This is a genomic window from Rufibacter roseus (assembly GCF_001647285.1).
Classification (GTDB): Bacteria; Bacteroidota; Bacteroidia; order Cytophagales; family Hymenobacteraceae; genus Nibribacter; species Nibribacter roseus.
The window spans coordinates 307,860-329,644 of sequence record NZ_LRML01000003.1 but is presented as its reverse complement, the minus strand read 5'-3'; the positions used below and the strand labels follow the sequence as shown (position 1 = coordinate 329,644).

The window sequence follows — 21,785 nt, the reverse complement described above, 5'->3', positions numbered from 1 at the left end:
GCAGCCGAGCCTGTGCCAATTGGTGCAGGCTCGGCTGTTTTTATGAAGTACGCTTCTTAGTTAAAAGTAAACCTGTTTTCAGCCTGTTTTATGAAAAATAGGCTGAAAACAGGTTAGGGCTTGATTAGAAAAGGGTTAGGCACTGCTGCTTTACAACAACGGCAATACACCCAGCTGTTGCAATAAATTTCTGGTAATGGTTTTGCGGTAGCTGGCAAAGTTTTCGTTCTGGGTGCTTCTCTCTTTATGCACTCGGGTAGCGAAAAAGTAGACGTTGTCTTTCGTTTCAACATAACCTACCCACCAGCCGCTGTCGGTGCCGCCGTAAATGGTCCAGCCGGTTTTGGCGCGAAGGGTGTATTCAGGTATCTGCTCTTCCACCATCATTTTCTTCACCTTCCGGATGTTTTCTTTGGAGAAGGGGAGCTGCTCGGCGTGAAATTTTCTCAGGAACTCTATTTGTTCTTTGGGCGAGACGGCAAAGTCGCCGTAGTTCCAGAAATCGGCACCCAGCGATTTGTTTAATTTACCGTTGCCGTAGCCGCTGCGCTTCAGGTAAGCGCGGTACTGGTCTTTGCCAATTTTCTCGGCTAGCCGCACATAAAACCAAACGGTGGAGTTCTTGAAAGCCTGTGCCATGTCTGTATCAGCATTCCAGGCGGCAATGTCATGTTTCTGGCCATCCCACCTTAAAACCTCATGCTCGTTGGCCACCGTTTGCTCCTCTAAGGCAATAAGGGAATTTAGTATTTTGAAGGTAGAGGCAGGCAAAGAAGCGCGTTTCGAATCGGCAGCGTCAGAATATGTCCAGCGGTTGTTTTTGAGGTCATACAAAGTGAAGCTCCCCTGTAGCCCGCAATCTCGGAACGGTTGCTGCAGGTCTTGAGCCTTGATAGCATGGCTGACAAAAAAATAGAGCAGGAGCGAAAAGCTTAATAGTTGTTTCATGGGCAGAGGCATAGCAACAGAAGGATGAATACATCAGCTAAAGCTAGAAAAACTGAATGAGACCGCTACCATAGAATCACTCAGAAAAAGAAGGAGTCGCTTAAGAAGAGACAGAATAGAGTGATACTGTTAAATAATTATTACCAAGGAAAGAAACCTGCTGCAATGATTGATTTCTTGAGTAGCATCCATTTTCTTTTTTCCTCCCCCTCAAAACTAAAGCCAAAGTCATCGCTGTTTTAATGCTGTTTCACAAATTCAGCTTCAAGCAGAAGCAAAGGATCAGATTTTCAGATAAAGAGTAATTTCACCAGAGTCCGAAAACAATTAGTTCATTATTTTGTTCAAGTTTCCGCCAAGTAAGATTTGCCTAAATATGTTACTCTGTCTTACTAAGCTAAACATTTTTCTGTTTTCCACCACCAATGCAACTAGAAGCCACTAATTCATTCGGCAGAACATTCTACAAGGTAGAATACAACCAAAATCTAGATATTATTGATACGCTGTGGTATGGGTACGCCTCTCAGATGGATTTAAAAAAAGCCTGCGACATTGGGTTGGAGATTCTGGAGAAAAGCAACTGCTTATACAAACTCAACGACAACACCACTTTCACTGGTCCTTGGGCCGATGCTGTTGCCTGGCTCGAAAAGGACTGGTTACCTAGGGCTATGCAGGCCGGTTTAAAATTCTTGGCACATGTGGCGCATAGAAACTCTTTTGGCGAGGAAGCCGGAGAAGTGATGAAAGTAAGTAAAATAGGGCAGGAGTTGCAGGTAGGGATTTTTACCAGCCGTACGGAGGCACTAAGCTGGCTGGAAGCCTGTCAAAAAAAGAATAACGTGGTGAAGTAATTACAAGCTGCCGTTTTAGGGCTGATTTTGAGAAAATAGCCCTAAAACGACAGATTAAAATGTTAATTGGGTAAGGCAGCCGAGTTGCCAGGCTGAGTTTGGTCGCTGACCATGAATAACGTTCTGGTTGGGTAGGCAAATTCTATTCCCTGCTTTTGGAACTCTTCAAAAATCCGGAAGTTGATGGCCTGCTGTATGTCCATGTACTTGTTGTAGTCAGAGTCTAAGACATTGTACACCACCTCAAAGTCAAGGCTGGAGTCACCGTATTTCTGGAAGTGTGCCCGGTCAAACATAACTGGGTGTTGTTCTTTGATGATGTTTTCCACTATTGTGGGGATAAGCTTCAGTTGCTCCAGCGGTGTCTGGTAAATGACCCCAAAGTTGAACAACACCCTACGGCGCATCATCTGTTTGTAATTATGTATGCGAGAGTTGGTGAGGTCACTGTTAGAGAAAACCAACAGCTCGCCCGAAAGGCTTTTTACCCGAGTGGTTTTAATGCCAATGTAATCTACAGTTCCGAGCTTGTCGTCTACAATAATGAAATCGCCGGTTTCAAAGGGGCGGTCAAAGAAAATGACGAAGTAGTTGAACACGTCACCCAGTATGTTTTGAGCGGCCAGGGCAATAGCAATACCGCCAATTCCTAAACCGGTGATAATGGTAGTGACATTGTAGCCCATGTTGTCGAACAGGAACAACAAGCCCAATATCCAGATAACGGCATTGATAATGAGCATTAGGCCACCTAACTGCTTCACCTTCTCCTCACCGTGCTCTTGTTTGCGCACATAGGTTCGCAATAGCATTAGAATAGTAGAGGAAACCAGGCGCACGAACAGAAACGTGATGACCACGGTAGTGGCTACCCGTAAAACATCCTGTACTTTCTCTGATAAGGTGAGGTAATTGATTCCCGCATGTACAATAGAAAGGTAAATTGCCGGCAGCACAAACCGGTCAATATTCTCTACAATAAAGTCATCTATGTTAGTGCGGGTGTTTTTTACCCAGGTGGCAATACGGTTTAAGAAGAACCGCTTAAATAATCTGGCAATGAGCAGCCCCAGTAAAATAATGCCAATGGCAATGAAGTAATCAAGTACGGTGTTGTGGTAGTAAACTCTTTCTAAAAAGGTAGTCATGTAATAAAATAAATCAGTTGCCAATAAACAGGAGGGAATAAGCCCTCAAAGGCCTTTGCTATATACGGGCATCTGCTGCTAGGTGTATACTCCCCCGTCAGAATTCAGCAGAACGGAAGGTATAAGCAGCATGGTGAAATTTAAAACTACCCTTTACAACCCAAAATACAAAACCCTACCTGCTCTTGAGTGAACAAGATAGGGCGTGGGGTTTTTGCCTTATTTTTTGAAGAACTGGCCTGAAACAGGCGTAGACACATGTTTTAAACTTAAGGATTGGTTTTTCCTTTGGCAGCCTGAGCGGCTTTAAGGTCGCAGTTTTCTTTTCGGCGGGTATCGGCAATACTGAAGATTTTCCAGCCTTCGGGGCTGCGGTACAGTTGGAAGGCATCAACCCCGCAATGGCTGAAGGTGTCGCCTACATAAAAGGCATATTCGCACCAGAGAGTGGCTAAGTTGCCATCAATTTGCACTTTCACGTCCCAAATCACTTCATCTAGCACCTGTGGGTGAGGCTGGGCAATCATCTCCACAAATTTCTGCATAGGTGTTTCACGCAAGGCCGCAGTCCCGTCTTTAGTGGTAGCTACACTCAACAGCCGCGCGTTAGGCGTCAACACTGATTTGGCCATGGTGCTGTCGCCGGCGCGCATACCGTCAAAAAACTTTACTACCGCCGCTTCTACGGCTTTGGCATCTGCTGAAGCAGCCGTGGCTTTAGCTTTAGACTGGGCCAGCGCAGTAAACTGAATAGCGGCGCAAAGCAGGAAAAGAGCGAAGTACTTCATGAGTGGAATGGTTTGAAAAGTTTAGTACAGGTGATTTTACGCTTAATTGATTGGCTGACCTGAGCAGGAATTACTTATTTTTTATGCTGATGTCAGGAATAGAGTAGCTGCCTAGTGCTTTTAAATATTCACTTCTGACCGACTTCAATGATGATAAAAAGCCTTCTACGTTCTTGTTATAGCCCCGTCTGCTGTACCCAAACAGAACAACACCTCTGCGACCGGCTTTGTCTTGGTAGGGTCTGTACTTGTAAGCGTTCCACTCTACCACACTTACAGTAGATTCATTTCCGGCGCTCATAAGAAAGTCTAGAATGACCTCACCGGTTTTTGGGTTTTCGAACACCTCGTAATCGGCTACGGCATCGGTTTTCTTGCGCTCAGCAATGGTTCTGATTTGTGCCTGCACGGCATCTTCCACGCTAAAATCACCAACCACCACTTCGGCCAGAATCATTTGGTTAAAACCCTGCACTGTTTCCCCCGCCGGAACATATTCTTGCTTAAAATAGGAAGCGTTAGGGTGAGAAGACCAGGCTAAGGCAAACTCAGTATCTTTGAATTTAATCGGGCCAGGCAAGCTTAAATAGTCCACTGCGTCAGTTGGAGTGGGGGAGATAAAGCCCGTCAGCAGCAGGAGGGAGCAGATGCTCCAAATAAGATATTTCATTGTAGCAATGAGGTTCTTACTGAGTAAATTGAGAATTAAACTACACCTCCTGTCATCTTGGAAAGATCTTGGTGGCAAGCTGTAGTAGCAGTGAGTAAAGGATTTTCAGTTTGCCAACAAGATCCTATCAAAATGACAGAACAAAAGAATAGTATAACATTTTTATACCAGCACCAGCCTGTCCTGCAACAGTGCCCTTAGCTCCGGCGGAAGTCCGAAGTGAGTATCCATAAAATCGTCCAGAATTTCGCGGGTGTGGGGCGAGATGAGCTCCTGAATTTCATCCATAGCCTCTCCGCTAAGCATATATGGCATATACCCGAAGTGGAGATCAGGGCCGAAGCACTGGCCAAAAATTTGGTATTCGGTGCAATCTTCCCGTGCTTTTCCGGTGACCAGGCAGTGCGATAGCCAATTGTCCAGTTTCATGGGGTCAGGCAGCGAAAGCAAGGCTTTGCGGCGTGCCTCTAAATTGACATGTTCAGCAAAATAGTTTTCAATGTTTACTTTTGAATCAGCAGACAATTCTTCGCGGAGCTGCTGGGCGCAAGTAAGGCACATGGCATACTCAAAAATGACATCCTGCACGCCCGCCTCAGGGTAGTTGCGAATAGCTTTCTCCACCAAATATTGGCTCCCGTTGGCCAGCAGCGCTGAATCGCAGGTAATGCAAGAATGGAATGGTTCTCCTGAGGAGTAGGAGTGTAACAATGCCGGAATAGGCTGTAGCTCCTGGTCTAACTGAAGGCGTGAAGATTCCATAAAAATCAAAAGCAATGGTAAACGTTTGCCTAAGTTATCATTTTTAAGCGATGTTTAGGAGCAAATAGATCTGTTTTTAGCCTGATTTTCAGAAAACAAGCCAAAAACAGCTGGCCAAAGGCCATTTTAGTGCCTTATTTTTAGCAGGGAAAAGATTATTACGCATCTTTGAGCCTCTATCAGCTTATTACAATGAACATCTCCCAAACTTCTTCTTTGCTGCTACTGGCGTTATTGCTCGTTTTTTCTGCCTGTACTTCTAATCCGTATGCCTCCACCAACAGGGTGTACAAGAAAAAAGTGAAAGCCCTTACTAAAGAAATAAAAGCCACTCCGGTGATTATTGCTGGGGAAGACAGTCTCTTGCAGGGCGATTATTGGGTAGGCTCCACTAATTTCAATTTGCGTAAGCCCAACTACGTGGTTATTCACCACACAGCCCAGAATTCCACAGAGCAAACTCTAAAAACTTTTACCACCCCCAAAACACAAGTGAGCGCTCACTATGTCATAGGCCGCGACGGCAAGGTTTACCACATGCTCAGTGATTACCTCAGGGCATGGCACGGCGGAAACGCCAAATGGGGCAATACCACTGATTTAAATTCCACATCCATTGGCATTGAGTTAGACAACAACGGGTTCGAGCCTTTCCAGGAGGCTCAAATTGAAAGTTTAATTCAATTGCTGGCTCTGCTCAAGAAGAACTACGGCATTCCGGCGGCTAATTTCATAGGCCACTCAGACATTGCTCCCAGTCGCAAAGTAGACCCAAACCCCACTTTTCCCTGGAAGCAGCTGGCAGAGGCGGGCTTTGGTTTGTGGTATGATGAGGGAAAGGTAGACCAACTGGTGCTGGAGAAAAACCTGCTGAAACCGGCAACAGCCCAAGACTCTAGCGCGGTTTCATCTGATTCGGTATCTGTAGCTCCGCCCATGCTAACCTTAGAGGTACTTGCGCAAGACCCTATTCCTGCCGAAAACATTATACCAGCCTCTTTCAATCCAAAAGACGCTCTTCGCATTATTGGCTACGATGTCAAAAACCTGGAAGCAGCCATTAAAGCATTCAAACTGCACTACATTCAGAAAGAAGTAAACGCCACCTTGACCGACCGTGACCTTAAAATACTGTACCTGCTTTACAGGCAAGCGCTTTAGGTATTAGGTGCTGGAGGTTTCTTAATAGTAGAAACAGACAGATTTGACGGTAGAAAAAATATAAAAAGCTCTATGTTTATAGTATAATTCATAGAGCTTTTTTACCTTTCAGTGAAGAAGAAGCCCACCTTATGAAAGCCACTCTGTTCATAATCAGATAGATAATCAATATTTCTGTATACTGTAAAATATATCTTCCCCCTTTGCTCATGAATCGTCCTTTTTTTCTGCTTTTATTCTACCTTCTTGCCAGCAGCGGCACCTGGGTAAGGGCTTGGGGGCAGCAAGTATCTGGTGATAGTGCTTTCTATGCCACTGCGGTTAACCATGCCTTAAACCAGCTCAGCCCTACTAAAAAGAAGCTTTACAATGGGTATGAGTACTTGGGTTTTAAGTTCGATGTAAAACGGGGCCACCCGTTTTTTAAAAGCAGTACCTGGAGTGTGGGGGAGGTGCAGTTTGACGGGATAAAATATTCAAACATAAAGCTGCTGTATGATCTGGTGCAGGATGAATTGGTGATTGAGCATTTAAACAGAACCAGCAGTCTGGCCCTGACAAAGGCAAAAGTAGATAGCTTTCAGCTGTTGGGGCACACATTCATATATCTGGAGCCAACCTACGCAACTCCTACTGGCTTCCAGTCTGGGTTCTATGATCTGCTGTTCTCCAAAAATGAAATAAAGGTGTTGGGCCGGTACATGAAAACAGTTGATGGCATCATTCCAGAAGATAAATCAGTGGCTTATTTCCCTGAAAGGAATCGGTTTTACATTCAAAAAGGTGAACAAATCTTCCTCATCAAGAATAAGCGAGATGTATTAAAGGTCTTCCCAGATAAGAAAAAAGAGGTCAATGAACTTATGGGCAGACTTGACCTGTCAGTCTCTAAAGACCCAGTAGATGCCTTGGTTGAAGTTGCAAAATTTTACTCAGAACAACTTTAATGCTATGAAAAAGGCCATCTATGTCTTCTTGCTGGTTTTAGGACTTGTGGTGGTAAGGACTCCTGTGCAGGCCCAGGAAAGAGAGTACCAATCGATCAGCAAGGGGTTTGAGAACACGCCACTTCCTAAAGTACTAGATGAACTACAGCAAATAACAGGGTATCGTTTCTTTTACCGTAAAGAGCAACTAGATAGTATAAGAGTAAACATTTCCGTTCCTGTTCAGGGGCAGCCATTAGTAGCCGTTCTAGATAGTCTTTCGCAGAATTATGGGGTTTCCTATGCCATTGATGCACAAAAAAACGTGTTTGTGCTAAAAGGCGGAACACTGGTGACCGATTTGCCCAAAGCACTTTTTCAAGATACATCTACAGAGCCACAGAAGGAGCTGGCACAAGAGAAAAAGCCCCTTTCTTCTACCCCAAAAGCTGACATAAAAGCCACCGTTGCCTCACAGGAAAACAAAATATATGAAATTGGCAGCCGTACTGCCCCTGGTGCCGGAAGAGTGACGCTGTCAGGGGTTATTTATAATTCCACCACGGGCAAACCAGTAGCAGGAGCCTCTGTTTTCTTTCCTGAACTGAATACCGGGGTAACAGCAGATCAAAACGGTGCTTATACCATTACCTTGCCCCGGGGTAGACATGAGATGCTGGTGAAAAGTATTGAGGTAACTGATGCCAGAAGACAGCTGGTCTTATATTCTGACGGGAAGCTAAATATTGAAACTCCTGCTCAGAACACAGCTCTGAAAGAAGTGGTAGTACAGGCTGAGGCTGCTTCTAATGTGCAAAAAATGCAGATGGGAATGGAGCGGCTGGAGATTAACACCATCAAACAAGTGCCTACCGTTTTCGGGGAGGCCGATGTACTGAAGGTGGTGCTCACGCTGCCAGGGGTAAAATCAGTGGGCGAAGCCAGTGGCGGGTTTAACGTACGGGGCGGTTCTACTGACCAAAACCTGATACTCTTCAACGGTGCCACAGTTTATAACCCTTCGCATTTCTTCGGGTTTTTCTCAGCGTTCAACCCTGAGCTCATTAAAGATGTGGAGCTTTTCAAAAGCAGTATTCCGGCTAAGTATGGTGGAAGGCTGTCTTCTGTACTCAATGTGAACACCCGTACGGGTAACAAAGAAAAGTTTACCGGGTCTGCGGGAATCGGTTTGCTTACCAGCCGCATACATCTGGAGGGGCCTATTAATAAGGGAAAGACTTCTTTCTTGTTTGGGGCACGTACCACCTACTCTAACTGGCTATTCAATCTCTTGCCAGACGATTCTGATTTCAAGGGAGCAAAAGCCTCTTTTTATGACATTAACCTGAATCTGGACCACCAGGTGAACGATAAGAATTTTCTTACCCTTACCGGTTATTTAAGCCATGATGAATCAAACCTGAACACTGATACCTTGTTCAGCTATGGCAACCGAAATTTGTCATTGAAATGGCAGCACGATTTTACCCCAGAACTTTCTGGAACCATGGTGGTGGGGCATGATCATTACAGGTATAGCAACTATTCTGAAGCGAATCCCATGTCGGCTTATAGGCTGGCTTTTCAGTTAGATCAAAGTAATGTAAAAACGGATTTTACCTACCGTCCGTCGTCAGACCACACCCTTAGCTTTGGCGTGAGCTCTATCTATTACCAGCTGAAGCCCGGCTCTTACGAGCCATTGGGAGCTGAATCTGTGATAGCGCCCGCCAAGGTAGAGGAGGAGCAGGCGCTTGAAAGCGCAATTTTTCTGGAAGACAACTTTGCCATTACTCCCAGGTTGTCACTTAATGCAGGTATTCGGTACTCTATCTACAATTACTTGGGCCCGCATCAGGTGAACTATTACGCGCCAGAGGAGCCTCGTACCGAAGAAAGCCAGACAGAAACAAGATCTTTCCAGAAGGGAGATTTTATTAAAACGTATCATGGGCCTGAGTACCGTGTGTCAGCCCGGTTTGCTATCACAGAAAATTTATCGGTAAAAGCAGGTTACAACACGCTGCGGCAGTACATCCATATGTTGTCTAACACTACTGCAATAGCCCCCACTGATATCTGGAAACTTAGTGATCCTAACATCAGGCCACAGCATAGCGAGCAAATGTCGGTGGGTGTGTACCAGAATCTTTTCCTGAATAAACTTGAGCTGTCGGCGGAGTTTTATAACCGTAAAATCACCAACTACTTAGATTACAAAAGTGCCGCTGTGCTGGTCATGAACCCGCACATAGAAACCGATGTACTGAACACCCAAGGCAAAGCATATGGGGCAGAGCTGATGGTGCGTAAAAAAGAAGGTAAATTCAACGGCTGGATGAGTTATACCTATTCCCGTATCCTTCTCCGGCAAGATGACCCGAATGCTGGTGAAACCATAAACGGTGGAGATTATTACCCTGCCAGCTATGACAAACCCCATGATTTCACCTTTGTAGGGAACCAGCAGCTGTCGCGTAGGTTCAGTATTTCAATGAATGTGACCTATAGCACTGGCAGACCTGTCACTATACCAGTTGCCCGGTTCATGTATGGCGGCACGCAAAAAACACTTTTCTCTGGCCGCAATGACTACCGCATACCAGATTACTTCCGTGCCGACTTATCTATCAATCTAGAGGGCAACCACAAAATAAAGCAGCTCACCCACAATTCCTGGACCTTGGGTGTGTACAACCTTACAGGTAGAAAGAACCCTTACTCCGTGTATTTTACTACTGAAGGCGGTCAAATTAAGGGCTACAAATTATCTGTATTTGGGGCGGCTGTTCCGTTTTTAAACTTTAACATCAGGTTCTAAAATGGCTAGAATATTGAAGAACAATTTTTGGGTGTTAGGGCTGTTATTTGCCTTGGCTGGTTGCCGTGATCCGTTTGAGCCGGTAATTGAAGGCGGTGCGTCCAGCTTGTTAGTAGTAGAGGGTTACATAGATGCAGGCCCTGAGGCAGTAACTACCATTATTTTGTCGCGCACATTCAAACTTACCGGCTCAGTTAGCCATGTGCAGGAAACAGGTGCCGTAGTTAGCATTGAAGGAGAGAATGAACTGACTTACTCGCTGTCTGAAACTGGAAACGGCGTATACACTTCAGCGGCTCTAACCTTGCCCCAAAACCAGAAATACCGTCTCCGCATTAAAACTGGTAACGGAGAAGAGTATGCCTCTGAGTTTACTCCGGTAAAAGTAACCCCAGCCATAGATAAGGTATTTTGGAAATGGGATACTGACGGCATCAAAATTTATGTGAGCAGTCACGATCCTCAGAATGCTACCACTTACTATAAATGGACCTATGAAGAGACTTGGCAAATTACTTCAAGGTTTTATTCTATCTACAAATACGAAAATGGAACATTGGTTCTCAGAGATGAACAGGAGACCAATGCCATGAAAAATTGTTGGAGGTCTTCTTCTTTCACAGATATACTGATAGGGTCCAGCGCCAAATTTTCAAAAGATACTATCAGCGCTCCCTTGGTTACCTTAGGGCATCTTTCTGATAAAATAGGAACCAAATACAGCATTTTGGTGAAACAGCGCGCCTTAAGTAAGGAAGAGTTTCAGTTTTTAGAGATAATGAAGAAAAACTCTTCCGGCATGGGCTCTTTCTTTGATCCGCAACCTTCTGAAATAGTAGGAAATATAAAAGGTGTTACCCACCCTGAAAAATTAGTAGTGGGGTATGTAGGGGCCTATACCACTGACAACCGTAGAATCTTTATCACTAGAGAAGAATTACCTGCTGTGGGGGGAGATAGATGTGAGGAAGAAACTATAACAGACTTAGATCCAGACGTGTTTGAAGCTATTTTTGGTGATGGTGCTATTCTTCCTACTACCGCTGATTTTGAGATAATAAACAATGTGTCTGTGTTGGTTTCATATAAAGGAGCACCTGCCTACTGTGTTGATTGTAGACTGCGGGGCTCCAGCGAGAAACCAAGTTTTTGGGAGTAGACTAACATCAGATTAGCATGAACGCATTTTATATAAAACTCCAGAAGCGGTTTGGTAAGTCTAGCCTTATCCTCGCTTTTTTGTTTGTGCCCATGATAGCATGGGGGCAAACAGAGCCGGGGCAGTTTGTTCAGAATCAGTTTCAAGCCTATCAGCCAAAGGTGCTGCAGGAGAAATTGTTTGTGCACACAGACAAAGAATTCTATCTGGCCGGAGAAACTATTTGGTTTAAGATATACAGTCTTGAGGGATCTACCCATAAGCCGCTGGAGGTTAGCAAGGTGGTGTATCTGGAGCTGGTAGACCGCCAGCAGAAACCGATACTGCAGGCTAAAGTTTTGATGGAGGAAGCAATGGGGAAAGGCTCATTGCAAATACCAGAGTCGGTTACCTCAGATACATATCAGCTTAGAGCCTATACCCACTGGATGAAGAACTTTGAACCTGAGTTCTTTTTCCAGAAGAAGGTAAGCATTGTCAACACGCTGGTTCAGGAAAATGTACCTGCTGTTACCCAGAAAAAAGCAGTGCAGGTACAGTTTTTCCCAGAGGGCGGAAGTTTGGTGCGAGACCTGCAGAATACAGTTGCTTTTAAAGCTGTAGGGGCAGATGGTAAAGGTATAGCGTTCTCAGGAGCTATAATAAACCAACATAAAGACACAGTAGCACGGTTTCAGCCCCTAAAGTTTGGCATTGGTAAGTTTACCTTCAAACCTTTGCCTAATACAAGTTACAATGCCGTTATAAGACCGTATTCTGGAAAGCCAATAGTAATAGAGCTGCCTGAAATAGAGGAGGCTGGATATAGCATGCAGCTTTCTAAGGCAGGAGAAGGTGTGCTACAGATAGCAGTGCATACTACAGTTGTATCAGGAGCCATTCCGCAGTCTGTTTATCTGTTTGCTCATACCCGTCAGCAAACAAAAATGGCAGTACGGGGAGAAGTAAAGAATGGCAAAGTGGTATTTACTGTCAATGAAAATAAACTTGGGGAAGGCATTACACATTTTACTGTCTTCAATGAAGCCAGGCATCCCGTTTGTGAGCGTCTGTACTTCAAAAAGCCGGTAGAGGGTACGTTGCAACTGCTGCAAGAGCTTCCAAAGACCCAGTTTGCCACCCGTGAAAAAGTGAATATTGCTTTAGTTGCGCAAAATCACCTAAATAAACCAGAGCAGGCAAATCTGTCTTTGGCGGTGCTGTTGGCAGATTCAATGCAACTACATGGGTTGAACCAGGCCGATATGCTTAGCTACGTATGGTTGGCCTCAGATTTAAAGGGAGAAATAGAGTCTGCCGGGTATTACCTGAAGAACACTGGGCCAGAAGTAGACACAGCTTTGGATAACTTAATGCTGACCCACGGCTGGAGAAGATTTAACTGGAGGAATGTATTGCAGAACCAGACACTTGCGTTCAGATATCTGCCAGAAACTGAAGGTCCTTCGGTAACAGTACAACTAACCCACAAGAAATCAAATATACCAGCAAGTGGCATTGTTACCTTTCTTACTCTGCCAGATACCACGTTTCAGTTTGCGGGTGGCGTAAGCGGCAAAGATGGAGCAGTAAGGTTTGATTTGAATCCTTTTTACGGACAGGTAGAAGCTGTAGTGCGTTCTATTTCAAAAGGTGACACGGTATACAATGCTTTGATCCAGAATCCATTCTCAGAAGAATTTTCCAGTTCAAGTTTGCCCAATTTAGTTTTCTCAACGGGCTGGAAAGAGCCATTGCTGCAGTACAGCCTGCATACACAGGTACAGCAGCATTTTAGGTCTCAGTATGAAGTGCCAATGGCAAGTGCTATAAATTCGGGTAAGGTATTTTTCGGGAAACCAGATAAACAGTACATATTGGCTGATTACACTAAATTTCCAACTTTAGAAGATGTGTTCCGTGAATATGTGCCCGAGGTTATCGTTCGGCGTCGTGAGAAAAATGCGCACCTGTACATGATGGACCACCGCCGGCAAACCTACTTCTTAAATGAGCCTTTAGTATTATTTGACGGGGTGCCTATGTTTGAGAACAACAAGTTGGTGACGTACAACCCAGATCAAGTAAAAAAGCTGGACCTGATTACTAAACGCTACTACCTAGGATCTTTCGCCTTTGATGGTATCATGAATATTACCACTTACAAGGGAAACTTAAGTGAATACCAGCTAGACCCTACCGTGTTCATTTTTGATTATGAGGGACTAAACCGACAAAGAGAATTTTATTCTCCAGTGTATGAAACGTTAAGCCAGAAGCAGAGTGCACTGCCTGATTTCAGGCACCTGCTACATTGGGAGCCTGATCTCACAACTAACACAGATGGGCACGGACAGGCTTCCTTTTATACATCAGATTTGCAGGGCACCTACATCATAGTAACACAAGGCGTTACCCGAAACGGAACCGTAGGAGTCAGTACCACCACCTTTGAAGTAGTAAATCCTGCTCAATAAGTTGTGAATAAATTTGCCTGTTAGAGCAGGAAATTTTGGTTAGCCTCTTCTTTCTAGTGGTTATATAATGGGCTGAGAGAGAAATAACTATACATTTTACCTTAGTCTGGCGCCATCTTTTCTGCTGTTTTAGCCCTGTTTTTTAGAAAACAAGGCTAAAACAGGTAAGTAACTTCTCTAAAGCTAGCACTTTATAGTAACTTTGTGTGTTTTTGGAGAACGGGTGAATACCCGTGAATTATCCGCATGCCAGAAAAGAAGAAAAAAACGCAGCGTACCAAGTTTAATAAGTGGATTCGTGCCCTTTGGATGGTCTTCAGCTTCGGGTTACTTTTTACGGTGTTTTATTTTGTAGCCGTAGATATCAACCTGCTTTACCTGTTCGGCCAGTCGCCAGGGTTAGATGATCTGGAGAACCCGCGCAATAACCTGCCTTCTGAAATTTACACCGCTGATGGTGTTTTAGTAGGGCGTTACTTCCGTGAGAACCGCGATCCCGTTCCTTTTGACTCCATTGCTCCGGTAATGGTAGACGCATTGGTGGCCACCGAAGATGAACGCTTTTACGAACACCAGGGCATTGACCCGGTGGGGGTAATGGCGGCCATTAAAGATAATTTGAGCGGAAATACCCGTGGCGCCTCTACATTAACTCAGCAGCTGGCCAAAAATCTGTACCGCCTTCGTACCAAAGATACCAAGGGAGTATTAGGGCATGTACCCGTACTCTCTACTATCATAGCTAAAACAAAAGAGTGGAATACCTCTATAAAGCTGGAGCAGCGCTATACCAAAGACGAAATTCTGGGTATGTACCTGAACACCGTAGACTTTGGGAGTAACGCTTTCGGAATAAAAGTGGCAGCCAAGACTTTCTTTAGTACTACACCAGCTAAGCTTAAGGCTGAAGAGGCTGCTATGTTGGTAGGTGTTTTAAAGGCACCCACTACGTATAATCCACGCTTCAACCCTAAAAATGCACTGGTTCGCCGGAATGTGGTGTTACAGCAAATGGCGCGGAACAAGGTTATTTCTGCCTCTGAGGCAGATTCTCTGAGCCAGTTGCCCATTGACCTGAAATATCACGTGGAACACCACCTGGACGGGGTTCCGGCATATTACCGCCAAACGGTAAATGAATTTGTGCGCAATTGGGCCGAGAAGCGAGAGCTGGACATGTACTCTGATGGTCTTAAGATCTACCTTACCATTGATTCCCGCCTGCAACAATTAGCAGAAGAAGCTCTTCAGGAACGCATGAAAAATCTTCAGCGTCGTTTTGAGGGGCATTGGAAAGGGCGCAACCCTTGGGTAGATGACAAAGACAGGGAGATTCCGGGTTTTATTGAAAATGCCATCAAACGTACTGAGGTGTATCAGTCATTGAAGCGGCAGCATGGTACTGATACTGCGGCCATTAACAAAGCACTGAATGAGCCGAAGAAGATGACCGTGTTCTCTTACAAAGGCCCTGTGGAAATGACCATGAGTTCCATGGATTCTTTGCGCTACTACAAGCGGTTCCTGCGCGCGGGCATGATGACCATGGATCCCTTTACAGGCCACATTAAAGCTTGGGTGGGCGGCATAGACTACGATAATTTTAAGTATGATCACGTAAAGCAGGCCCGCCGTCAGCCAGGTTCAACCTTTAAGCCATTTGTGTATGCCGCTGCCATTCACAACGGTTATTCGCCCTGTGATAAAATTCAGGACAAGCGCGTGACCATTAAATACGTGGAAAATGGCAAGCCAATGGAGTGGAGCCCGCACAACGCTGATTACTCTATCTCAGGCCGAAACATGACCCTGCGCCACGCCATGGGCCGCTCCATTAACACCGTTACGGCCCAGTTGACTGAGTCCATTGGCTGGGATACCGTGCAGAAGTTCGCCAAACGCTTAGGCATCACCAGCCCTATAGAGGCAGTTCCGTCTATTGGCTTAGGTTCTTCTGATGTAAGTATTTATGAAATGGTAAATGCCTACAGCACTTTCATGAATAATGGCTTTCTGAACAAGCCCATGCTGGTCATGCGCATAGAAGACCGCAACGGTAATATTATTGAGCAGTTCAACCCACAGCAGAAGCGGGTGATCAGTGAGGAAACCGCCTTTTTGATGGTGCACATGCTCAAAGGCACTATGGAAGAGCCCGGCGGTACTTCTCAAGCCCTTTGGGAGTATGACCTCTGGAAGAAAGGAAACCAGATAGGCGGTAAAACCGGAACCACCTCTAACCACTCAGACGGCTGGTACGTGGGCGTCACCAAAGATTTAGTGACAGGCGTATGGGTAGGTGGAGAAGACAGAAGCATTCACTTCCGGACCTCTGCCACTGGTGAAGGCTCTAAAACCGCGTTGCCCATTTTTGGAAAATTTATGGAGAAGGTGTATAAAGACCCTGATTTGGGGATCACCCTTGGGCCGTTCCCTAAACCAAACGTTAAAATCAAAAAGCCTTACCATTGTGTAACAGTGCTACCACGTAAAGTAGAGCCAGATTCTGCCAGTATAGACACTATGCTGGAAGAACTGAACGATAGCATTTCATCTAGATTTTGATATGCGTTTTACGCCTCTTTTCTGAAAAACAGCCTAAAAACAGAATGCCCCTTAGTAATGATAACTAAGGGGCATTCTGTTTTTAGAGAAAAAGGTTGACGCAGGCTAACTGTCTTTGTTATATAAGCTTTCCAGTGCCTCCTGAATGTAATTGTATTCAAAAGTAAAGCCGGTTTGCAAAATTTTAGTGGCGCTAACGCGGGAACTGTTTAATACAATGGAACTCATTTCGCCCAGCATCAGCTTTAAACCAAAAGTTGGGACATTAGGCATAACCATAGGTTTGTGCATGACCTTGGCTAGGGTGCGGGTAAGCTCTTCGTTCGTGACGGGGTTGGGCGCCACGGCATTATACACGCCAGTCATCTGGCGGTCTTCTATTGCCTTTATAAACAAACGGCACATGTCATCAATATGAATCCAGGACATGAATTGCTTACCAGAACCCAGCGGAGACCCGGCCAACATCTTTATAGGTTTAGCAATTTGGGGCAAAGCCCCACCTTTGTTGCTGAGCACAACGCCAATTCTGAAAATTACAGTGCGGATGTTCTGGTTATGTACCTGCCAGGAGGCACTTTCCCACTGCTTACAGACTTCAGCCAGAAAATCTGAGCCGTAGCTGCTTTCTTCCATCATCAGCCTGTCACCGGAGTTGCCGTAAATACCCACTGCTGAAGAGGCAAGGTAGCCCTTCACGTGGTGAGGCGTGTTCTCCAGATATTTGCAGAGAAGGTTGGTGCTCTGAATGCGGCTGTTCAGAATATCACGTTTGCGCGAAACCGTCCATTTATCTCCTGATACGCTGGAGCCAGCCAGATTGATGATGTAATCGGCGTACCGAATGGCATTTTCATCAATATGGCCAGCGGCAATATCCCACTTAAAGGTTTTGTATCGGGCGTACTTGTCTGGGGTGCGACTCAGGAGGGCTACTTCGTAGCCGCTGTCAATCAGCATTTCAGAGAGGCGCGTGCCCAAAAGACCGGTTCCGCCGGCAATCAGTATCTTATCTGACATGTTCCGTTTTTACAGTCTGTTCCAGCGGCTGCCAGAGCCAATACCTCTGGTTAGAGGGCTGGAATGTAACGTATACGAAAAAGAGAAAAGTGGAATGTAGGTTACCCCTGAAAATTTCATCATGGCTATTGATTATGCCGAATGGCCTGCATGAATTCAAGACGGTAGGCATCTTGCTCGAACAAGCCGGAAAATTCAGAAGTAATGGTGCTGCTGGTCACATCATTCACGCCACGGCTCATTACGCACAGGTGGTCAGCTTCAATCAGTACAGCCACGTTCTCGGTATGCAGCACATCACGCAGTTCCTGGGCAATTTGGCGGGTAAGGCGCTCCTGCACCTGAGGGCGGCGGCCGTAATACTGCACAATGCGGTTCAGCTTAGAAAGGCCAATCACGTGTCCGTCCGGAATGTAGGCTACGTGGGCTTTGCCAATAATAGGCACAAAATGGTGCTCACAGCTAGAGTAAAGGGTAATGTTGCGCTCTACCAGCATCTGGCGGTAACCGTAGCGGTTCTCAAACAGACGGGCAACTGGTTTATTCTCAGGCTTAAGGCCGTCAAAAATCTCCTGCACGTACATTTTGGCCACGCGGCGCGGAGTTCCTTTCAGGCTGTCATCATCTAGGTCAAGGCCCAGCAGAAGCATGATTTCGCGGAAGTGTTTTTCAATGCCGTCAATTTTCTGTTCATCAGAAAGCGCGAAGGCATCGGGCCGAAGTGGGGTTTCCAAAGAGCCGGCCATATGGTCGTCTTCCGGAAGCTGATCATCGTGAAACAGCTCTTTATTATCCAAGGTATTCAACAAAGTTTCTATCGGTTTCAAATAAAGTAACGGACAAAGAAAGGTTTGGGGCAAGGTGGGGTCGCAAGCGCTGCCAGATTACCACGGCAATGTTTTCGGCAGTGGGGTTCAGGTTCTTAAACTCTTCGGTGTCCAGATTCAGGTTTCGGTGGTCAAATTTATCTAAAATTTCTGCCTTTATCAGCAGACTTAGCTTTTTCATGTCATAGACATAGCCTGTCTCGGGGTCAACCGGCCCCGTCAGCTTTACCACCAGCTCATAATTATGGCCATGGTAGTTGGGGTTATTGCACAGCCCGAAAACATTTTGGTTCTGTTCATCGGTCCAATTGGGGTTGTGGAGGCGGTGCGCAGCGTTAAAGTTTTCTTTTCGGCAGACAGTTACGTTCATAGGGGTAAAAACAAGCTCGGCGGCAAATTAGTTTTATATTAACAGAATTTATACCAGACGGCTTATTTTAATAAGGTAGGGCTTGCGTGGTTTTCTGTTTTTTTGTCTAATTTCATGTTGAATTTTTGAATAGTAGAACATGAAAGGGAAAAGAACGCATGTATTGGCAGCCGCGCTGCTTTTAATGCTCTGGGGAATGGCCACCACTGGTTGGGCGCAACGCTCAACAGTAGACGAAACGGAGGTAGAAATCAATGGAATTACCCGCAAAGGGCAACGCATTTTGATTCAGCTAGACAGTAAATTGGTAGAGAAAGCCTGGTCTAATTACCTGAGAGACAAATCTGGGGGGAGTGTGAAAGGACCATCTATTCTACCAACTGCCAAAGCGCAGGCTTTGAAAGGCGTGTACACCGTTGAAAAAGCGCAGATAGATACTATCACCAAAAACCCGATGCGCATTATGTCAAAGGTGGAAGGTACGCAGGAAGGCACCATGGTGTGGTGGACGTTTGATATGGGAAATGCTTACCTAAGTAAAGCCAACACTACCAAAGAATGGGAGCGGAGCGAAGCCATGCTGCAGCAATTTGCCCGCAGCGTGTATATTCAAGATGTGCAGCAGCAAATAGCCGATGCTGAAAAGGTATTGCAGAACAGCCAAACAGAGGCAGAGCGGGTGGTAAAGCAGGCTACTGATATTCAAGATAAAATTGCGAAGAACCAGCAGAAAAAGCAGGAGCTGGAAGCTGCATTGGTAGCGAATGCCAAGGAGTTGGAGCAACTGAACCGCGACGTAGAAAACAACCTAAAACAGCAGGAAGCTGCCAAGCAGGAAGTAGAGAACATGCGCAAGGCCGTGGAGATTGTAAAGGCGAAAATGCAGAAAATAAACTAAGCTGATTCTTTAAATTAAAGACAGAAAGGCTCGGAGCGTGAAGTTCCGGGCCTTTCTGTTTTAGAGCTGTTTTCTGAAAAAGAAGCTTAAAACAGCACCTGATCTAGAGCTGTAGCTAAAAGGGAGGACTTTGATTTAGGCGTTGTGCATGCGCCGTCTACGGGTGGTTTTTTTGCTGGCGTCAGAACTGGAAACAGAATAGGCTCCCTTGCTGATGATCAACAACCCAAACAGCAGCGGAATCAGTATTCCGAAAGAGGCAAACAAAATCATTTTCTCCGTGATCAGCTCATATTCTATGATGCTGAAACCAATGGTGAACAGATAACCTGCCGTGAAGCCGACTGTAGAAAAGATAAGTAGCAGCACTACTAACTCCGGAAATTTGAATCTAAACTTCATAGCTGTTGAGAATATAGGTTATGACATATGGGGGGAGGATTAATTTTTGTAAGAAGCTGTCTGCTAATGTACTAATATTACTAAATAGTACACTATACCTATCTAAGGAAATATTTATGGCGCAAGCGTCCGCTGTTGCTACACATATTTCAGCTCACCTGCAGGCGCCATTTTTGGAGTAAAAAGCATCATTAAGCATTGAAGAATACAATGGTTGATAAACAGGAAGGCCCCGGATAAAATATATCCGAGGCCTTCCTGTTTAGCTGTTTTTAGCCTGTTTTTCTGAAAACGCGGCGAAAACAGGTGGCGGTTATTGTTTTTTTTAATGCGTCCAAGAGCCGAACTTGCCTTGCTGGTAATCTTGGTAGGCTTGGTAAATTTCGGCTTCAGAGTTCATGACAAACGGGCCCTGCGCCACTACTGGCTCATTAAATGGCTTGGCGTGGCCGAACAGAAGAATGCTGTCTTCAGAGGCGGTTATCTCTAGTTCCTCGCCCTCGTTGTTAAATTCCACCAGGTTACGGAACGGCACTTCCTGCCCGTTGACTTTGAGTGTACCTTTGATGATGTAGAAAAAGATGTTTCGCTCGGCCGGTACGGTAACAGTTAGCTTGCCTGCGGGTTGAAAATAGACTGTGCTCAGCACCATTTCCGAAGAAGTTTCAAAAGCACCTTTGTGCCCGTTCCACTCGCCAGATACTAAGTTAACAGTTACCTTGTCTTCGTCCATAGTAAAAGACGGAATGTCTTCTTTCTGTAGACCTTCGTACCGCGGCTCGGTCATTTTGAGCTTAGCCGGTAAGTTTACCCACAGCTGCAGAATCTCCAGCGGACCGCCAGTGGCCTTGAAATCATCTGAGGAAACCTCGGCGTGTATTAAGCCGCGGCCAGCCGTCATGTACTGCACTCCGCCCGCCGTAATCACGCTTTCATGTCCGCCGCTGTCTTTGTGCATGATGTCGCCTTCCAGAATAAAGGTAACAGTTTCCATGCCGCGGTGCGGGTGCGGCCCGAAAGGTAACCCGTTGTTTTTGGGCTTGTACACCTGGTGCCCGTGGTGGTTCAAAAACAGAAACGGGTCAATCATCTGCAGGCTGCGCGTGGGCAGAGGAGAATAAGTAATCAAATCGGCAATAGGGCGGTACTCTGCTGTATGTATTTTCTTGATGTTTCTCATAAAAAGGTGACTTTGTTTCTTTTCTTAACCTGATTTCCCGGTGAAGGTTTCCTGACTTAACTACATCTGGTGCCTGAATGGAAGTTTATAGAAGTAGTTGTAGCCACAGAGCTATGGCTTAAGCTCGTACTCAGAAACCACCGTTCGTTTAAATTCCAGCACCTCCGGCGAAATCTTGAATCCGTTACCGCCCATTCCTTTGGCGTAGGTGTTCATTTCTTGGCGCATTACATGTGATGAGTGATTAGAGCCGCCGGTTTCAGAAGTGTTGGATAAGAAAAGCAATCTGCCTAAGGTGACATTCGCTCTTTGGCTCAACTTACTCGCTGATTTATAAGCATCATCATACGCCAGTAAATCAGCTTCCCTAAAAAGGCTATCGGCTTGGGTGTGGCCGAACTGAAGCTGTGATATGCTGTTGATTTTTGTTTGCAGTAACCTGCCCGTCAGTTCTGTGAATTTTGAAATATCATTCAGCACAAAGTCCATTGATTGCTCAGCTTGGTACCCTACAAATACAGTTGTTCTGCCGTTGTAAGTGTATTCCTTGTCAGCTGAAATGCTGCTGGTCTTCAAATCTTTTTCAAGATTGCCGTACTGCCCCAAAATAGTTATGACTGAATCTACCGTTTCCTGCGTCAGCCGCACGGCATCTGCCATTCTGGGTTGCGTGAAAGACACCTGTAAGGTCAGAGTAAGCATGTTGGGCTTTACCCTGATTTTCCCTTCGCCACTCACTCTGATTTTCTCCTGAGCCGTTTGTGGGTCCGGCGCGCAGGAGGAGAATGCCAAAAACAGGCAGATGAACAGCACGGAATTTTTCATGT

General features: G+C 45.6%; 19 protein-coding genes. 8 read left to right on the top strand and 11 right to left on the bottom strand.

Going from position 1 to position 21,785, the window contains the following annotated elements; all coding sequences use genetic code 11:
• Positions 1–150: 150 nt before the first annotated feature.
• Positions 151–948 (bottom strand): penicillin-binding transpeptidase domain-containing protein, encoded by a 798-nt coding sequence (locus A8O23_RS05385; protein ID WP_066618283.1) that lies wholly within the window; start codon positions 946–948, stop codon positions 151–153.
• A gap of 425 nt (positions 949–1,373) precedes the next feature.
• Between A8O23_RS05385 and A8O23_RS05380 the strand changes: the two genes are divergently transcribed.
• The gene (locus tag A8O23_RS05380) at positions 1,374–1,805 is read left to right on the top strand and encodes a hypothetical protein (RefSeq protein WP_066617755.1); all 432 of its coding nucleotides are present in this window, start codon (positions 1,374–1,376) and stop codon (positions 1,803–1,805) included.
• Positions 1,806–1,867: 62 nt separating this feature from the next.
• On the opposite strand, the gene A8O23_RS05375 is transcribed toward A8O23_RS05380, so the two are convergent.
• The 4 genes from A8O23_RS05375 to A8O23_RS05360 all read right to left on the bottom strand — a co-directional run bounded on the left by A8O23_RS05375 (position 1,868) and on the right by A8O23_RS05360 (position 5,173).
• Positions 1,868–2,953, bottom strand: coding sequence for a mechanosensitive ion channel family protein (locus A8O23_RS05375; RefSeq protein WP_066617752.1), 1,086 nt, complete (start codon positions 2,951–2,953; stop codon positions 1,868–1,870).
• 269 nt (positions 2,954–3,222) lie between these two features.
• Positions 3,223–3,741, bottom strand: a complete 519-nt coding sequence (locus A8O23_RS05370; protein ID WP_066617750.1) for a nuclear transport factor 2 family protein — start codon at positions 3,739–3,741, stop codon at positions 3,223–3,225.
• 70 nt (positions 3,742–3,811) lie between these two features.
• A complete protein-coding gene (locus A8O23_RS05365) occupies positions 3,812–4,411 on the bottom strand; it encodes a hypothetical protein (RefSeq protein WP_066617748.1) in 600 nt (199 codons plus the stop codon).
• A 162-nt stretch (positions 4,412–4,573) separates the two neighbouring features.
• Positions 4,574–5,173 (bottom strand): hypothetical protein, encoded by a 600-nt coding sequence (locus A8O23_RS05360; protein ID WP_066617745.1) that lies wholly within the window; start codon positions 5,171–5,173, stop codon positions 4,574–4,576.
• 192 nt (positions 5,174–5,365) lie between these two features.
• Between A8O23_RS05360 and A8O23_RS05355 the strand changes: the two genes are divergently transcribed.
• The 6 genes from A8O23_RS05355 to A8O23_RS05330 all read left to right on the top strand — a co-directional run bounded on the left by A8O23_RS05355 (position 5,366) and on the right by A8O23_RS05330 (position 16,261).
• Positions 5,366–6,334 (top strand): N-acetylmuramoyl-L-alanine amidase, encoded by a 969-nt coding sequence (locus tag A8O23_RS05355; protein ID WP_066617742.1) that lies wholly within the window; start codon positions 5,366–5,368, stop codon positions 6,332–6,334.
• Between the two features lie 209 nt (positions 6,335–6,543).
• Positions 6,544–7,281: a hypothetical protein gene (locus tag A8O23_RS05350; protein WP_066617736.1), complete on the top strand. Its 738-nt coding sequence runs from the start codon at positions 6,544–6,546 to the stop codon at positions 7,279–7,281.
• Between the two features lie 4 nt (positions 7,282–7,285).
• Positions 7,286–10,081: a TonB-dependent receptor domain-containing protein gene (locus tag A8O23_RS05345; RefSeq protein WP_066618280.1), complete on the top strand. Its 2,796-nt coding sequence runs from the start codon at positions 7,286–7,288 to the stop codon at positions 10,079–10,081.
• Position 10,082: 1 nt separating this feature from the next.
• Positions 10,083–11,240, top strand: a complete 1,158-nt coding sequence (locus A8O23_RS05340; RefSeq protein ID WP_066617733.1) for a DUF4249 domain-containing protein — start codon at positions 10,083–10,085, stop codon at positions 11,238–11,240.
• Between the two features lie 17 nt (positions 11,241–11,257).
• Entirely contained in the window at positions 11,258–13,696 is a 2,439-nt protein-coding gene (locus A8O23_RS05335) for a hypothetical protein (protein WP_066617730.1), read from the top strand.
• 246 nt (positions 13,697–13,942) lie between these two features.
• Entirely contained in the window at positions 13,943–16,261 is a 2,319-nt protein-coding gene (locus A8O23_RS05330) for a penicillin-binding protein 1A (protein ID WP_066617727.1), read from the top strand.
• Positions 16,262–16,366: 105 nt separating this feature from the next.
• Here A8O23_RS05330 and A8O23_RS05325 read toward each other — a convergent pair whose 3' ends face one another.
• From A8O23_RS05325 to A8O23_RS05315, 3 genes are all read right to left on the bottom strand, one after another.
• Positions 16,367–17,281, bottom strand: a complete 915-nt coding sequence (locus A8O23_RS05325; RefSeq protein ID WP_066617724.1) for a TIGR01777 family oxidoreductase — start codon at positions 17,279–17,281, stop codon at positions 16,367–16,369.
• Positions 17,282–17,406: 125 nt separating this feature from the next.
• Positions 17,407–18,078, bottom strand: coding sequence for a GTP cyclohydrolase I FolE (folE, locus tag A8O23_RS05320; RefSeq protein ID WP_066618275.1), 672 nt, complete (start codon positions 18,076–18,078; stop codon positions 17,407–17,409).
• Complete coding sequence (locus tag A8O23_RS05315) at positions 18,071–18,478, bottom strand: 6-pyruvoyl trahydropterin synthase family protein (RefSeq protein ID WP_066617718.1); 408 nt, start codon at positions 18,476–18,478, stop codon at positions 18,071–18,073. Before A8O23_RS05315 ends, folE begins: the two co-directional genes overlap by 8 nt.
• Before the next feature lie 139 nt (positions 18,479–18,617).
• Between A8O23_RS05315 and A8O23_RS05310 the strand changes: the two genes are divergently transcribed.
• A complete protein-coding gene (locus tag A8O23_RS05310) occupies positions 18,618–19,376 on the top strand; it encodes a hypothetical protein (RefSeq protein WP_066617717.1) in 759 nt (252 codons plus the stop codon).
• A gap of 135 nt (positions 19,377–19,511) precedes the next feature.
• On the opposite strand, the gene A8O23_RS05305 is transcribed toward A8O23_RS05310, so the two are convergent.
• From A8O23_RS05305 to A8O23_RS05295, 3 genes are all read right to left on the bottom strand, one after another.
• A complete protein-coding gene (locus tag A8O23_RS05305) occupies positions 19,512–19,778 on the bottom strand; it encodes a hypothetical protein (RefSeq protein WP_066617716.1) in 267 nt (88 codons plus the stop codon).
• Between the two features lie 325 nt (positions 19,779–20,103).
• Positions 20,104–20,958 carry a pirin family protein gene (locus tag A8O23_RS05300; protein ID WP_066617715.1) on the bottom strand — a complete coding sequence of 285 codons (855 nt, stop codon included), beginning with the start codon at positions 20,956–20,958 and terminating at the stop codon, positions 20,104–20,106.
• A 111-nt stretch (positions 20,959–21,069) separates the two neighbouring features.
• The gene (locus A8O23_RS05295; protein ID WP_066617714.1) at positions 21,070–21,783 is read right to left on the bottom strand and encodes an SIMPL domain-containing protein; all 714 of its coding nucleotides are present in this window, start codon (positions 21,781–21,783) and stop codon (positions 21,070–21,072) included.
• Between the last annotated feature and the right edge of the window lie 2 nt (positions 21,784–21,785).

What these genes read in the sequence shown, in the direction of transcription:
- A8O23_RS05325 (WP_066617724.1), bottom strand. Translation starts at nt 17,281, where the DNA reads ATGTCAGATAAGATACTGATTGCCGGCGGAACCGGTCTTTTGGGCACG.
- A8O23_RS05360 (WP_066617745.1), bottom strand. Translation starts at nt 5,173, where the DNA reads ATGGAATCTTCACGCCTTCAGTTAGACCAGGAGCTACAGCCTATTCCG.
- A8O23_RS05375 (WP_066617752.1), bottom strand. Translation starts at nt 2,953, where the DNA reads ATGACTACCTTTTTAGAAAGAGTTTACTACCACAACACCGTACTTGAT.
- A8O23_RS05385 (WP_066618283.1), bottom strand. Translation starts at nt 948, where the DNA reads ATGAAACAACTATTAAGCTTTTCGCTCCTGCTCTATTTTTTTGTCAGC.
- A8O23_RS05340 (WP_066617733.1), top strand. Translation starts at nt 10,083, where the DNA reads ATGGCTAGAATATTGAAGAACAATTTTTGGGTGTTAGGGCTGTTATTT.
- A8O23_RS05365 (WP_066617748.1), bottom strand. Translation starts at nt 4,411, where the DNA reads ATGAAATATCTTATTTGGAGCATCTGCTCCCTCCTGCTGCTGACGGGC.
- A8O23_RS05345 (WP_066618280.1), top strand. Translation starts at nt 7,286, where the DNA reads ATGAAAAAGGCCATCTATGTCTTCTTGCTGGTTTTAGGACTTGTGGTG.
- A8O23_RS05305 (WP_066617716.1), bottom strand. Translation starts at nt 19,778, where the DNA reads ATGAAGTTTAGATTCAAATTTCCGGAGTTAGTAGTGCTGCTACTTATC.
- A8O23_RS05350 (WP_066617736.1), top strand. Translation starts at nt 6,544, where the DNA reads ATGAATCGTCCTTTTTTTCTGCTTTTATTCTACCTTCTTGCCAGCAGC.
- A8O23_RS05370 (WP_066617750.1), bottom strand. Translation starts at nt 3,741, where the DNA reads ATGAAGTACTTCGCTCTTTTCCTGCTTTGCGCCGCTATTCAGTTTACT.
- A8O23_RS05295 (WP_066617714.1), bottom strand. Translation starts at nt 21,783, where the DNA reads ATGAAAAATTCCGTGCTGTTCATCTGCCTGTTTTTGGCATTCTCCTCC.
- A8O23_RS05315 (WP_066617718.1), bottom strand. Translation starts at nt 18,478, where the DNA reads ATGAACGTAACTGTCTGCCGAAAAGAAAACTTTAACGCTGCGCACCGC.
- A8O23_RS05310 (WP_066617717.1), top strand. Translation starts at nt 18,618, where the DNA reads ATGAAAGGGAAAAGAACGCATGTATTGGCAGCCGCGCTGCTTTTAATG.
- A8O23_RS05330 (WP_066617727.1), top strand. Translation starts at nt 13,943, where the DNA reads ATGCCAGAAAAGAAGAAAAAAACGCAGCGTACCAAGTTTAATAAGTGG.
- A8O23_RS05380 (WP_066617755.1), top strand. Translation starts at nt 1,374, where the DNA reads ATGCAACTAGAAGCCACTAATTCATTCGGCAGAACATTCTACAAGGTA.
- A8O23_RS05300 (WP_066617715.1), bottom strand. Translation starts at nt 20,958, where the DNA reads ATGAGAAACATCAAGAAAATACATACAGCAGAGTACCGCCCTATTGCC.
- A8O23_RS05335 (WP_066617730.1), top strand. Translation starts at nt 11,258, where the DNA reads ATGAACGCATTTTATATAAAACTCCAGAAGCGGTTTGGTAAGTCTAGC.
- A8O23_RS05355 (WP_066617742.1), top strand. Translation starts at nt 5,366, where the DNA reads ATGAACATCTCCCAAACTTCTTCTTTGCTGCTACTGGCGTTATTGCTC.